10 protein-coding genes, 1 tRNA gene and 1 pseudogene are annotated in these 12,990 nt (G+C 72.7%); 4 read left to right on the top strand and 8 right to left on the bottom strand.

The window, feature by feature from the left end; translation table 11 throughout:
* Positions 1-25: 25 nt before the first annotated feature.
* The 3 genes from G5C62_RS21495 to G5C62_RS21485 all read right to left on the bottom strand — a co-directional run bounded on the left by G5C62_RS21495 (position 26) and on the right by G5C62_RS21485 (position 5,262).
* Entirely contained in the window at positions 26-2,527 is a 2,502-nt protein-coding gene (locus G5C62_RS21495; RefSeq protein WP_241176052.1) for a bifunctional diguanylate cyclase/phosphodiesterase, read from the bottom strand.
* 384 nt (positions 2,528-2,911) lie between these two features.
* Positions 2,912-4,984: a hypothetical protein gene (locus tag G5C62_RS21490; protein ID WP_164702613.1), complete on the bottom strand. Its 2,073-nt coding sequence runs from the start codon at positions 4,982-4,984 to the stop codon at positions 2,912-2,914.
* Positions 4,981-5,262, bottom strand: a complete 282-nt coding sequence (locus G5C62_RS21485) for a hypothetical protein (protein WP_164702612.1) — start codon at positions 5,260-5,262, stop codon at positions 4,981-4,983. Before G5C62_RS21485 ends, G5C62_RS21490 begins: the two co-directional genes overlap by 4 nt.
* Before the next feature lie 165 nt (positions 5,263-5,427).
* On the opposite strand from G5C62_RS21485, the gene G5C62_RS21480 reads away from it, so the two are divergent.
* Positions 5,428-5,865 carry a pilus assembly protein TadG-related protein gene (locus tag G5C62_RS21480; RefSeq protein WP_164702611.1) on the top strand — a complete coding sequence of 146 codons (438 nt, stop codon included), beginning with the start codon at positions 5,428-5,430 and terminating at the stop codon, positions 5,863-5,865.
* 47 nt (positions 5,866-5,912) lie between these two features.
* Here G5C62_RS21480 and G5C62_RS21475 read toward each other — a convergent pair.
* Positions 5,913-5,994, bottom strand: a tRNA-Tyr gene (locus tag G5C62_RS21475).
* Positions 5,995-6,083: 89 nt separating this feature from the next.
* Here G5C62_RS21475 and G5C62_RS21470 point away from each other — a divergent pair.
* A complete protein-coding gene (locus tag G5C62_RS21470) occupies positions 6,084-6,575 on the top strand; it encodes a YajQ family cyclic di-GMP-binding protein (RefSeq protein ID WP_036333198.1) in 492 nt (163 codons plus the stop codon).
* 30 nt (positions 6,576-6,605) lie between these two features.
* On the opposite strand, the gene G5C62_RS21465 is transcribed toward G5C62_RS21470, so the two are convergent.
* The 3 genes and pseudogenes from G5C62_RS21465 to G5C62_RS21455 all read right to left on the bottom strand — a co-directional run.
* Entirely contained in the window at positions 6,606-7,724 is a 1,119-nt protein-coding gene (locus tag G5C62_RS21465) for a site-specific integrase (protein ID WP_164702610.1), read from the bottom strand.
* 138 nt (positions 7,725-7,862) lie between these two features.
* Positions 7,863-8,096: an AlpA family transcriptional regulator gene (locus G5C62_RS21460; protein ID WP_164702609.1), complete on the bottom strand. Its 234-nt coding sequence runs from the start codon at positions 8,094-8,096 to the stop codon at positions 7,863-7,865.
* 214 nt (positions 8,097-8,310) lie between these two features.
* Positions 8,311-10,785 (bottom strand): annotated as a pseudogene (locus G5C62_RS21455) (relaxase domain-containing protein); the annotation flags it as partial.
* Between the two features lie 4 nt (positions 10,786-10,789).
* On the opposite strand from G5C62_RS21455, the gene G5C62_RS21450 reads away from it, so the two are divergent.
* Positions 10,790-11,869, top strand: coding sequence for a PP2C family protein-serine/threonine phosphatase (locus G5C62_RS21450; protein WP_241176051.1), 1,080 nt, complete (start codon positions 10,790-10,792; stop codon positions 11,867-11,869).
* Positions 11,870-12,058: 189 nt separating this feature from the next.
* Here the strand turns inward: G5C62_RS21450 and G5C62_RS21445 are convergent, their stop codons facing one another.
* Entirely contained in the window at positions 12,059-12,808 is a 750-nt protein-coding gene (locus tag G5C62_RS21445; protein ID WP_164702607.1) for a GAF and ANTAR domain-containing protein, read from the bottom strand.
* Positions 12,809-12,811: 3 nt separating this feature from the next.
* On the opposite strand from G5C62_RS21445, the gene G5C62_RS21440 reads away from it, so the two are divergent.
* On the top strand, positions 12,812-12,964 hold the full coding sequence (locus G5C62_RS21440) for a hypothetical protein (RefSeq protein WP_164702606.1): 153 nt from the start codon (positions 12,812-12,814) through the stop codon (positions 12,962-12,964).
* Positions 12,965-12,990 lie beyond the last annotated feature (26 nt).

The raw sequence follows: 12,990 nt of genomic DNA, 5'->3' as shown, positions 1-12,990 counted from the left end.
GCCCCTGCAGGGAGGCCGAAAGGCATCAGGTGCGGACGAACAGCCGCCGGTGGGTGGCCCCCGGCGCGGCGGCGCGGACCCCGGTGCGCGCCAGCAGCCACCCCTCGAGCCGGTCCTCCGGCAACGGGCGGCTGACCAGGAAGCCCTGCAGCTTGTCGCAGCCCATCTGGGTCAGCAGGTCCCGGGTCACCTCGTCCTCGACCCCCTCGGCCACCACGCGCAACCCCAGGTTGTGCGCGAGCTCGACGATCGACCGGGCGATGAAGGACTCGTTCTGGCTCGTCGACATGCCCAGCACGAAGGACTTGTCGATCTTCAGCTCGTCGATCGGCAGCAGCCGCAGCTGGGACAGCGACGAGTAGCCGGTGCCGAAGTCGTCCATGGACAACCGCAGACCGAGCGCGTGCAGGTCGGCCAGCACGGTGCTGTTGCGCACCGTGTCGTCGACGACGCTGCCCTCGGTCAGCTCGAGGGTCAGCAGCTCACCCGGCACCCCGTGGTGGCGCAGTGCCCGGCGGACACGGTCGACGATGTCCGGCTCGGCGAGGCAGTGGGCCGAGAGGTTGACCGCCACCGACAGGGCGATGTCCTGGTCCAGCCACCGCCGGCAGCGGTCCAGCGCACGGTCGAGGACGTGGTCGGTCAGCAGCCCGATCCGGCCGATCTGCTCGGCCAGGCTGATGAAGTCGTCGGGCGAGATGTCCCCGTAGCGCGGGTGCGCCCAGCGCACGAGGGTCTCCACCGAGACGATGTCCGCGGTGCGGGTGTCCACGATCGGCTGGAAGACGACCGAGATCTGCCCGTCGGCCATCGCGGTCTCCAGCTCCGCGCCCAGTTGCAGGCGGCGCAGGCTCTGCTGGTCCAGGACGGGGTGGTAGGTCGCCACTCCCCCCGAGCCCTGTGCCGCGAGCAGTGCGACGTCCGCCCGCTGGATCAGCGTGCCGGACTCCGACCCGTGCACGGGCGCCGCAGCCACCCCGATCGTCAGCGCGACCTCCAGGTCCAGCCCGGCGACCCGGGCCCGGGTGGAGGCGGCCTCCCGCAGCCGACGGGCGGCTCGCTCGGTGGCGGCCAGGGACAGGCCCGGCAGCAGGACGGCGAACTGACCGCCCTCCATCCGGGCGACGACGGCCTGCGGCGGCGCGTGCTCGCGGAGCAGGCCGGCGGTGACCAGGAGCAGTTCGTCGCTGGCGGCGTGCCCGAGGGTGTCGGTGACGTCGGTGTAGCCGTCCAGGGCCGCCAGCACCAGCCCGGCCCGGGCGGTGGCCGGCTCGGCCAGCAGCAGCGCGTCGATCTCCCCACCCAGGCGCTGCCGGTTCGGCAGCCCGGTCAGCCGGTCGTGGTCGCCGTCGTGCCGGATCTGGCTCAGCAGCTGCTGCTGCCGGATCGCGGCGTTGACGTGGGTCAACATCGACTCCAGTGCACTGCGGTCCCCGTCGGCGAAGGTCACCACGTCGCTGCGCCGGTCACAGACCTCGAGGTACCCGGGCTCACCGGCTGCGGTGACCACGGGAGCGCCGAGCACCTCGCGGGCGTGGCGACGGGCCAGGGCAGCGAGCTCCCGGGGCTCCGCCCGGGCCGCCCAGAGGAGGACCGGCCCCGAGGCATCGGGAGCCAGGGCACGCTGCCGGATCAGGTCGTCGGGATCGCCGGGACCGTCGTACCAGGCGAGCTCGCCATCGGCGGCGTCGACGACGAGTTGCGGACCCTCGTCGAGGTAGGGCGGCAGCCACAGCGCCACCCGGTCGGCGTTGAGCAGCTCGCGGACCGCGCTCACGATCTCCCGGGTCCCCGCCTCGTCCGGGGTCACCAGCTCCACGCGCCGGGCGAAGTCGTAGACCTGCTGGACGGTCCGCCGTTCACGGATGGCGTGCGAGGACTGCCGGAACATCGCCACAGCCCCCAGGACGAGGGGGCCGATCAGCACCCAGCCCCACGCCGTCTCACGGGTCAGCAGGAGGGCGACGACACCGACGACCACGCTCAGCGGAGCCACGGCAAAGGCCGGGATCGCGCTGAGCAGCAGCCCCCAGCCCGGGAAGCCCCCGGACAGCCAGATGGCCAGACAGGTCATCAGGATGCCGACAACCGTCGCCGCCAGCAGCGCCAGGACCAGGGACAACCAGCTCAGCGGGTCGTCGAGGTCGAGCGGCGGGAGCCACGACAGCACCAGCAGGGCCGTGCACACCTCGGCGACGGTCAGGCCGATGTTGTAGGCGGCCTTGGTCAACGGGAGCGACTGACGGACCAGCACGATGGCCACGGCGGCCACGCGGGCGATGACGGCCCAGACGCCTCCGACCTCGACGAGCGCGATGACCAGCACCAGCTCGGAGGGCGAGACCGCGAAGGTCTGGCGCCGGAACTCGAGCTCCAACTGGGACGACTCGGTGAGCAGGAAGGCGAGGAAGAGGGCCAGGACGGCCCACACCGACGGGGTGGTCCAGGCATGCGGGAGCGTCAGCGCACCGAGCACCGCCGCCACCGAGAGCGCGACGGCGACGATCATCTCGGGGCGCCGGATCACTGCTGCCCCCCACTGCGGGGGGGCCGGCTGCTCGGCCAACGTCAGCCCGTCTGTCAATTGGCGTGGTCGACAGACGTTAACAGCGGTGGCCCCTTCCGGGCAGCCACCTCACCCGTTGGGGCAGCCGGCTCGTCACGACCGCCCCTCAGCCAGACGGCTGAGGGGCGGGCGGTGGCGAGCGAGGTGGTGCCGGTCATGACGTCTCCTGAGGGGCGCGGAAGGACTCGGGGTCGCGGTAGCCGCCCACGCGGGGGCAGAGCGTCGTCCGGCACAGACCGCAGTGGAGAGACTGCAAGCGGTCACCCACACGCGCAATATCGAACACGAACGGGTTGATGATCTTCGTTGTGTCGTTACGCTCTGCAGTGAGTGATCTGCTGAACGTCACCATCGGGTGACCCCGTTCGGGTGTCTGCGCAGGCGCCACCGGTTCCTGTCGTCCGGGTCGGGCACGTCGTCGAGCAGGTCCAGCGGCGAGGGGGCCGGTGGGCCCGGCCGGCCGAGCGCGGCGGCCACCTGGTCGAAACCGGTCCGGGCGGCCGCCCCGACCGGTCCCGGGGGGAGCGCCTCAGCGGTCAGCAGCTCGACCGCCGTCCGCTCGGCGTCCTCAGCCGTGCGGACCCGGCCGGTGTCCGGACCGATCCGCACCACGCCGTCGGCGCCGACCAGGCCCGCTGCCGCGTCCAGGACGTCGCCGACGAGCTCCCCCCGTGACCCGCGGAGCGGTGCGCTGGGCAGGGTCACCCCGACCGTCCACAACAGCTGCCGGTCGACGGCTTCCTCCTGCGCACGGCTGTACGCGAGCGCATGGCGGAGCCGCTGCCCGTGCTCCTGGACCGCCACGGTGGCACCGACGAGCGCTGCGGCCGACGACGCCGGCACGCCCGCCTCCCCGGCTCGCAGCGCGGCGTGCACCGCACTGACCACCGGCTCGCTCCGGGCCTCGTCGGCGAACAGGTGCGCCAGTCCGCGCAGGTCGGTGTCGGTCGACGCACCGAGGTCGCCGTCGGCTCCGCCGTCCCGCACGGCGGCGTCGAGCAGCTGCACGAGGACGCCGGGCTGCCCGGCCACCAGGCCGCCCACCGCAGTGCCGATCCCGGTGAGCGTCCCCTGGTCGACCAGCACCCGGTCCGGCGCGTCCGGGGCCAGGCCCCGCCCCAGTGCCCGCAGCCCCGCCTCGACCGCGGCCGACGCACCCGGACCCGCGGCGGCAAGCGAGACCACGGCGGCCAGGTCCGCCGTCCCGGCCGGCCAGGGGCGGCTCAGCAGCGTCGTCCAGGCCGCCGGCTCGCCGAGCAGTCGACCCGCCGACCCCCGGTCGCCGCCGCTCCGCAGCACGGTCAGTGCGGCCGCCACCGGGTCGGGTGTCGTCGGACCGACCCGGGCCGCCGACCCGACCCCCTGGGCGGCCTCGCGGGCCAGGAACTGGCTCGCCCAGGACGCAGCCAGCCGCGAGGCGCCTCCCCCGACCGGGCCGGCCAGGGTGCGCAGCACGACCCCCATCCCCACGGCCACCACGTCGACGGCACCGTCGGGGTCCGCGGGGTCCAACCGCAGGTCGGCGAGCGCCCGGCCGGCCCGGCTCGTGACGGAGGACCCACCGGCCACCGAACTGAGCGCGACCGCCAGCAGGCCGGCCAGCGCGTCGGCGGATCCACCCCGCTCGCCGAGCACGGCGAGCAGCCAGCGGAGCCCGTCGGCGCCGAGCCGACCGACCACGGCGGCGGCGAAGGCCGGGCTGGCCGCGTGCCCCGACCAGCGGACGGCCGCCGCATCGAGCTGCGCGGCCGTACCCGGCCGGGTCAGGTCGTCGGCGGCCTGCACCCCCAGGGCGGTGAGCGCGCCGGCCCCCCAGCCCGGCAGGCGGCCGGCGAGCCAGCCGGTCACCCGTTCGGCGTCCCCTGGGCGGGCGGCCCCACCCAGCGGTGCAGCGACCGCGGCGAGCACCGCCGCGACGGCGATGGCGTCGGCGGTCAGCTCGTCCAGCAGGGCCCGGTGCTCGACGGCGCGGTCGGCGTCGTCCACCGCGACCGCCGCGGCGAGGTCGGCGGCCTCGTCGCGGCCGGGAGCGGGGACGCCGCCGTCCCACGCCGGCCCCATCAACACGGCGAGCCGGGACCCGGCGTGGGCGAACTGGTCACGCTGGTCGGCGCGCAGGGCGGCGACCCGCGCGAGCACGGTCAGCCAGAGCTCACGGTGCGCAGCGAGCCGGGCGACCGCCGTCGTCAGTGCGCTGTGCAGCTCGCCGGTCACGGCCGTCGCCGTGGCGACCTCGGTGGTCACCGCCGCCGCGTCGGCTCCCTGCCAGCCGGTGTCGACGGCCGTCGCGCCCAGCAGGTGCACCGTCGTCCCCGCGGCGAAGCCGGCCGATGCGAGCTGGTCGAGGACGTCGCCCAGGGCAGCCGGGGAGCCCGGCGGGTCGGGGAGCTCCGCCGGCGTGGGGAGCAGCGTGCTCACCGGGGGACCGCCGTGCCACGCCCGGCGAGCAGTTCGCCGTCCAGCTGTTGCCAGGAGTCGGCGGCCGTCGCCACGGCACTCCGCAGCCAGGCCAGTTCTCCGGCCAGACAGCCACCGGCGGCCGCCACCGTCTCGCCGAACCCGGCCACGACCGGGCCGAGCGGACCGCCCACCCCCGCGCCGTCGCCGGTCGCCCCGACCTGGGCCACCCGGGCCGATGCGGCGTCCAGCACCCCGGCCAGCGCGTACAGCCGGGCCGGGACCACCTCGATCACCATGCCGGGGAGTCTGGCGGCCCGGCGGCGTCGTCCCCGGCCGTCGTCCACAGGCTCGCTGGCGTCGCAGGCCGAGCGGGGCGTCGTCGTCCACACCGTCCACAGGCGTCGTCCACAACCGGTGGACGACGGCGGAGCACCGTTGCGGCCGGCCTCTAGGCTGCGCGCGTGCGCACCGGACCGCCCGACGTCGGCGACCCCGAGGCCGGGTCGACCCTGCCGTTCGTGCTGGTCTGCTGGCTGGTGGGGGCGCTGATGGTGTTCGGCGCGATCGCTGCCTCCGACTCCTTCCTGGAGCAGCAGGAGGTCCAGTCGGTCTGCGACGGTGCCGCGCTGGCGGCGGCGAACCAGGTCGACGAGGGCGCCGTCTACACCCGCGGGGTGGGCACCGAGCTGCCGTTGACCCGGGCGGCGGCCGAGGCGGCCGTGGCCGACCAGCTCGGGGACGCGGGCGTCGTCCTGGACTCGTGGTCGGCGGTGACCGACGGCGCCGAGGTGACCGTGCGGTGCAGCCGGTCGGTCCCGATCGCCTTCGGCTGGCTCTTCCTGGCCGGCGAGCCACTGGAGCGCACCGCCGTGGCCAGCGCCCGCGCACCGACCGTATGAACCAGGACGGCCCCCGACCGCGTGGTCGGGGGCCGTCGTACCAGGTGTGGCGGGTGAAGGATTCGAACCTTCGTAGGCTAAGCCGACGGATTTACAGTCCGCTCCCATTGGCCACTCGGGCAACCCGCCGTGGTGGTACCGGGAGAGCTTACAAGACGGGGGACGACGTCCTCGCCGGGTCCCCGGCGGCACGCCGTCCCCACTGAGGAGGAACCGACATGGCGGATGCGTCCTTCGACGTGGTGAGCAAGGTCGACCGGCAGGAGGTCGACAACGCCCTGAACCAGGCGGGCAAGGAGCTGTCGCAGCGGTTCGACTTCCGTGGCGTGAACGCCACCATCGCCTGGGCCGGCGAGGAGGCCGTGAGCCTGCAGGCCGACACCGAGGAGCGGGTGGCCGCAGCGCTCGAGGTGTTCAAGGAGAAGCTGGTCAAGCGGGGCATCTCGATGAAGGCGCTGGACGCCGACGAGCCGCAGTCCTCGGGGAAGGTCTACAAGATCTCCGCCCGGATCCAGCAGGGGATCGCCTCGGACAAGGCCAAGGAGATCGCCAAGGCCATCCGCGACGAGGGCCCCAAGGGCGTGCAGGCGCAGATCCAGGGGGACCAGCTCCGGGTCAGCGGCAAGAAGCGCGACGACCTGCAGGCGGTCCAGCAGCTGCTGAAGAGCAAGGACTTCGAGATCGCGCTGCAGTTCGACAACTACCGCTGATTCAGCGTATTTCCGCAGGTCAGCGGCTTGTCAGCAGCCGCTGGTCCGCACTGAGTCCGCACGAGCGTCCAGCGCGGCGGCCATCAGGCCGCCGGCTGCGGCGCGCGTGCGGTCCTCGGCGGTCGGCCACAGGTGGGAGTAGACGCCCAACGTGATCGTCGCCGAGGAGTGCCCCAGCGCCCGCTGCACGGTCACCACGTCGCACCCGGCGGCGATCAGGCCGCTCGCGTAGAAGTGCCTCAGGTCGTGCAGCGTGTACTCGTCCAGTCCGGCCGCCTGGCGGAGCTGCCGCCACTGGTGGCCCGCGGAGTTCCGGTTGAGCGGCCTGCCGTCGCTGGACACCAGCCAGTCCCCCGGCCCTGTGCCTGCCCGGCGCACGTGCTCGGACAGCAGCTCGATCAACTCGGCCGGGACGTAGACGACCCGCTCGGACCCGAACTTGGGGGCGACCAGCTCGGCGGTCGCGTTGGACTCCCCCTGCACCTGGTGACGGACGGAGATGGTGCGACGGAGGAAGTCGACGTCGTCCAGTCGGAGGCCGGCCGCCTCCCCCAGCCGTAGGCCGGCGAAGGCGCAGACGGCGACGAACGGCTGGAACCACGTTGGCGCCAGGTCGAGCGCGGTCCCGACCTCCTCGGCGGTGGGGATCGTCATGGCCGCCGCGGCCTTCCGCCGCCGGGGCAGTGCTGCACCGGCCGTCGGGTCGGCCTTGATGACCCGGTCGAGGACGGCAGCCCGCATGCAGATGTGGACGTAGTTGTATCGAGTGCGGATGGTGCTCGGTGCCAGCCCGGATCCCCGGCTGCTGGCCGGCCGGGACATGGCCTTGATCCACTGCTGCACGTGCGAGGGCCTGATCTGGCGCATGGGCACATCGGCGAACGTCACCGTGGCTGCCGCCTGCCGAGCCGCCAGGAGCGTTCCTCGCTCCCACACCTGCAGACTGGACCACTGCTCGAACCATGCCTTGAAGGTGAGCTTGCCGGCGTCGGGGTCGACGTAGTCGCCGGTGACGATCGAGGCCGTGACCTCATCGAGCCAGCGGATGGCGTCCGTCTTGCGGTCGAAGTGGCGGGCGTGCTCCTTGCCCGCCTCATCGCGGTAGCGGGGGCGCCACCGCCCATCCGGTCTACGCGAAATGCTGGCCACAGCGTCTCCCTCGTCGGTTCAGCCGTCGGCAGGCCTCCCCGGTCGTCGACCCTGCCGCCAGGGGGTGACGATGCACCAGAACAGCAACCTCGGGAATCGCGAATCCACCGCGGGCGCCCTCTCCTGTGGACGGAGGCGTCACGCGCCAGCGGCCCCGCTCCCATCGTGCTGGGAGTCGATCCAGGTGCGGAGGTCGTCGCGGCGGTAGAGGACGCGACGGCCGAGACGGAAGCTCCGCGGACCGATGCCGAGGTGTCGCCAGTAGCGCAGCGTCGCGACGGGCGCGCGGACGAGCTCGGCGGCCTCGCTGATGGTGAGCAGCTCCGGCTCAGGGCTGGCGGCGAGCTCACGACTGGCGGGGTGGTCCGGCATGGCTGACTCCGAGACTGGTCGGCTGTGGTTGGCCCTTCCCTCCATAGGCGTCGTGCACGGTCATCCACTGACAGCGTCCCTGGAGCTGATCTCGCGGCCCTGCCTTCGCCGTCATGATCTGGCAGGGGACTCACCGTCCCAAGCGAAGGCCGGCGCCCCGGTGCGGTGCCCGGTGCGTGGCCGGCTCCGGCCGGCGCATCCCACTGCTGAGGTGGGCGTAGCGGGCCGCCTCCTGGGCTGCAAGTTCGGCGGCGTGGGCCGGGCCGAGGTCGGCACGGTCGCGGGCGAAGACGCTGATCCACTGCTCCCGTGCCTCGGCGAGGTCCTCGGCGACCAAGTGGGCGGTGTCCGACCGGCGACCGCGGGTCATCCCCACGTAGGCCGACGCGGCGCCGGTGCGCTCCCCGACCACCACATGCGCAGCGGTGACGGTGTCCCCTTGGACGCCGTGCGCGGTGCTGGCGTAGGCCAGCTGCACGTACCCGGCGACGTAGCCGGCCGGCAGCACCCGGCCACTGACGGCCGCAGGGGTGACATCGCCGTGAGCCGGGCGGGCGGGGGTGACATCAGCCGGAGCGATCAGGAGCTGTCCACGCTCGCCGACAGCGGTGACGATCCAGGCGTCGCGATTGGCGACGTCCAGGTCGCGGTCATTGCGGCGGGTGGCGATCCGATCTCCGGCGCCGATCCGCTGCCCCGCCCGGGTGGTGACCACGTGGGTGTCATCCACGCGGTGGTCAGCGACCAGCTTGTCCCGGATGGCTGCGTTGAGGGCGTCCGTCTGTTCGAGGGTGTCGGTCACGATGGCGAGCCGTTCATTGCCGCGGTGCGGCTCGGCGGCGGCGGTCGCCAGCGACGTGCGCAGCGCGGCGTCATCGGGGTGCAGCTGGATCTGGCCGCGCGCCACCAGAGCGTCGAAGACCGTCCCGGGGTCATCGCCCGTGCGCATGGCCATCGTCAGGCTCGCGTACTCGGTGTCCTGCGCGGTCTGCACGGTCCCGTCAGCCAGCGGGAGCGCGCGGGTGAAGCGATGCAGCCCCTCCAGCGTCAGGTGCGCCGCCGGGTCGACCTGACCGATTGCGAGATCCAGTACTCCTCCGCGGCCGACCGCTGCGAGCTGGTGCCGGTCACCGACCAGCGCGACCTGTGCTTGGCACTCGTCGGCGACGGTGAGCAGGGCGCGGGCCGTGTCCTGGTCGAGCATGCCGGCTTCGTCGACGACCAGCAGATCCCCGGAGCGAAGCCGCGCCTGCTCGGCTGGCCCTGTGTAGACCCGGCCGGTGACCGGATCGGGTTGGCCAATGGTGAGCCGGTGCCAGGAGCCGTCGTTGGTCCAGCGCCAACCGTGCTGGAAGGCGAACCACGCGGCGGACCCAGCGGCGGCGCCGATCTCCGCGGCGGCGACCTTGGCCGCTCTCAACGTCGGGGTCACCACTGTCAGCCCCCGTCCTTGCCGCTCGAGGATGTCTCGGGTGGCGGTGAGGGTGGGGGTCTTGCCAGCACCGGCCGCACCCTCGACCACCAGGAGGGGCCGGTCCCCGACCAGCGCGTCGACGACCGCAGCCTGACCGGCATCCAACATCGCCGGGCGACTGACGCCGTTCTCGGTTGGGCCGACGCCGGGGCCGGGGGCAGCGGCCCGGGCGGCGAGCCGGCTGGAGACGTCGGCCTCGACGTCGAGCACCGACTGGGAGGTCAACGCCCGGATGTGCTCGGGGAGAACAAGAACGCCTCCATTGCGGGTGAGCAACGGCACGCAGCGTTCGAGAGCGCGGTAGGTGAGGTCTTCGGCCAACTCTGCCCGAACCGCGGCGTCCACGACGATCCCGGCGGCGGCGATCGCCTGCTCGACCTCGCCACGGATGTCGGCGGCGTTCCATCCCGACCGGCCCGCGGCCAGCCGGGCCAGCACCTGGTCCGCTGTCCCGTCGCGGTCGAGGCCGCCGACCGGAGGCGGGGACAGCTCGCCCGGTTGGTCGCGGTCCCGGTAACCGAGCGCGGCGAGCTCAGCCAGCCACCGGGTTTCCACGTCAACACCGGATTGCGGGGTGAGTTTGTCTGGGCGCCCGTCGGCCCAAGCCCGCGCATCCCACGAGCGCCGCAGCCCCGGTCCGGCGCGCTCGCCGGGATGCGCCGCCATCCACTCGGATTCGTATCTGTCCAGATTCCGGGTGATCTGCGCCGCCCGGGTGCTGAACGCGCCCATATAGCCGGCCAGCTGAGTGATTTCACCTGCCGCGTCCAGGGTGTAACCGCGCGCGGCGAGTGCAGCGCGGAACTGCGGATCGGTGGCGACCGCGGCATGCCCGATCCCGTTGATGGCAGCCAGTGAGTCCCGGACGCCGACGGTGTGCAGCCCGCGCCATTTTCCTGCGGCGAACACTCGGGCGTTGACCTGTAGGTGCAGATGGCGGTGCGGGTCCCCGGCACGAGAGGTGTAGTGCCGCACGGTCACCGCCTCCAGCACATCGATGGGCACCTGAACCTGCCCGCCACGGGGCCCGACGCGGGTGGTGGCGTGCTCGGCAAGCCAGCCGACGATCTGGCCGGCGGCGCGGTCCTGCGCCGCGTCGTGGGCCTCGGCTATCTCCGGGTGCAGCGCCGCGGCCACGGACCAGGACTTCGGGCCGTTGACCACCACCTCGACGAACCGCACCGCCCGATCGTCGTCACGCGGGACTTGACCCCTGATCGTGGACACGCTGACGCTGCGGCCGCTGACCGGACCTGGCCTGGTCGGTGATCCGCTTCGCATCGCCGACAGCCTGGCCGGGCGGGCGTTCAGCAGCGAGCAGCCGGTCGAAGAACCGCTCCCCGACGGCTCGGTCCCGCTGCACCTGCCGATGCTGGACGGGTCCGACCGGCTTGGCGTGCTCGGCCTGACACTCCCGCGACTGGACGACCACGACCGGCAGCTGGCCCAGCGGCTGGCCGGCCTGGCAGCGGACATGATCGTGACCAACGACAACTACACCGACGCGTTCTTCCGGGTCCGCACCGTCGGGCCGCTGACGCTGTCCGCGCACATGCAGTGGCAGACCCTGCCGCCGCTGTCGATGACCACCCCGGACGTCGACCTCGGAGGGATCCTCGAGCCGGCCTACGAAGTCGGTGGCGACAGCTTCGACTACGCGTTCAACGACCACGTCCTGCACGTGGCCGTGTTCGACGCGATGGGTCACGGCCTGGAAGCCGCGACGATGGCCACCGTCGTCATCGCCGCCTACCGGCACGGGCGGCTGGCCGAACTCCCGTTGACCGAGCTCTACCCAGCGATGGACCAGGCGGTGGCCACCTCCTTCCCGGGGCGCTTCGCGACCGCCCAGCTCGGCCGGCTGGACACCGAGACCGGGGTGCTCAGCTGGGTCAACGCCGGGCACCCGCCCGCGCTGTGGGTGCGCGGTAGCCACGTGATCGGTGAGCTCACCGGTCCGATCAGCCGCCCCATCGGCTTCGGCGCCGGCACGCCCGTCGTGCAGACAGCCCAGCTGGAGCCCGGAGACCGCGTCCTGTTCTTCACCGACGGGGTCGTCGAGGAGCGACTGCCCGGCGGCGAGCAGTTCGGCGAGGAGCGACTGCGCCGGCTGATCGAGCAGAACACCGCGGCCGACCTGACCTGCGCCGAGACGGTGCGGCGGCTCTCGCACGCGCTGATGGCCGCGCGCTCCGGTCGGACCAGCGACGACGCCTCGCTGCTGCTGATCGAGTGGAGGAGGCCACCCCGGGACGACGAGCTCGACCGAGACATCCCTGAGGCGACCCCCGCCGGCTGACGCTCAGCGGGCCCCCGGCGAGGGCGCGACCACCTCTTCTTGATGCGAGCCCGGAGGCGACCGCGGATGGAAGCCGTGCAGCAATACGGCCAGCGGGTCCACCGCCTGCGCGCCGACCGGCCCGGGCGTCCTGGCGATCTTGACCGGAGACGGAGGTATAGCGGCGATCGCTGCCCCTGAGGCAGCAACTCAGCTGCTCAGCTGGCCGGTGAGGGTGAGATCCTGGGCCACCTGGTGGACTTTGCGGTTGGTGTCCTGGCTGACTTTGGCGAGCAGGTTGAACGCCTGATCGGCCGTGATCTTGAACCGTTCCATCAGGATGCCCTTGGCTTGCCCGATCACGTCCCGGTTCGCCAGCGCGACGTTCACGTGCTCGATCTTCTGTGCTTGGGCCACGGCGACCGAGGCATGAGCGGCAAGCAGCAGCCCGACCTGCTCGGACTCGTCGGTGAATGTACCCGTCCGGTCCGAGAACAGGTTCAGGGCCCCGAGGTTGTCGCCCTCGACGAAGAGTTGGAGGCACAGCATGCTCGCCACCCCGATGTCCGCAGCCCGAGCAGCGAGGTCAGGCCACCGCTCGTCGTTGGGAACGTCGTCGGAGCGGACTGTCTGCTGCTCGTACAGCGCGTCCACGCACGGACCCTGGCCGGTCTCGTCCTGAAGGGCGTCGAACTGCCTGGGTCGGTCGCTGGTCGCCGCGGCCGAGGTCACAGAGCGACGCTTGCGGCCAATGGAAATCCCAGCGCACTCAGCGCCAGGCACCATCGCCACCGCCATGGCGACGACCTGGTCCATCACCTGCTGGGAATCCGACTGATCCTGGAGCTCCCGCGCCGCGTCCGCCAGCCGCCTGGCTAGGTCTTCCGAGTTCTCGGACGTGCCGGTGTCCTGCGCCGAGGGCCGGCCCCGCCCCTGTGACTCATCGCTCCGGCCGCTCATACCTTGACTCTCGCACAAGTGCTGACCCGGTCCGGGATGCGGCTGCGAATGGACGGGGTCAAGTCCGCCGGCGTGGTGTGTGACGACTACCGCGTGATCTTCATGTCGGGTCAGGCGCTGAGCGCCGGGATAGTCGGCTGCGTGGTCACCTCCTGAGTGGTGCCGTCGGTGTCGGTGACGGT

It is taken from the genome of Modestobacter sp. KNN46-3, assembly GCF_011039295.1.
This window is presented reverse-complemented; position numbering and strand designations above follow the sequence as displayed.

What these genes read in the sequence shown, in the direction of transcription:
- G5C62_RS21485 (WP_164702612.1), bottom strand. Translation starts at nt 5,262, where the DNA reads ATGGTGATCGAGGTGGTCCCGGCCCGGCTGTACGCGCTGGCCGGGGTG.
- G5C62_RS21460 (WP_164702609.1), bottom strand. Translation starts at nt 8,096, where the DNA reads ATGCCGGACCACCCCGCCAGTCGTGAGCTCGCCGCCAGCCCTGAGCCG.
- G5C62_RS21470 (WP_036333198.1), top strand. Translation starts at nt 6,084, where the DNA reads ATGGCGGATGCGTCCTTCGACGTGGTGAGCAAGGTCGACCGGCAGGAG.
- G5C62_RS21445 (WP_164702607.1), bottom strand. Translation starts at nt 12,808, where the DNA reads ATGAGCGGCCGGAGCGATGAGTCACAGGGGCGGGGCCGGCCCTCGGCG.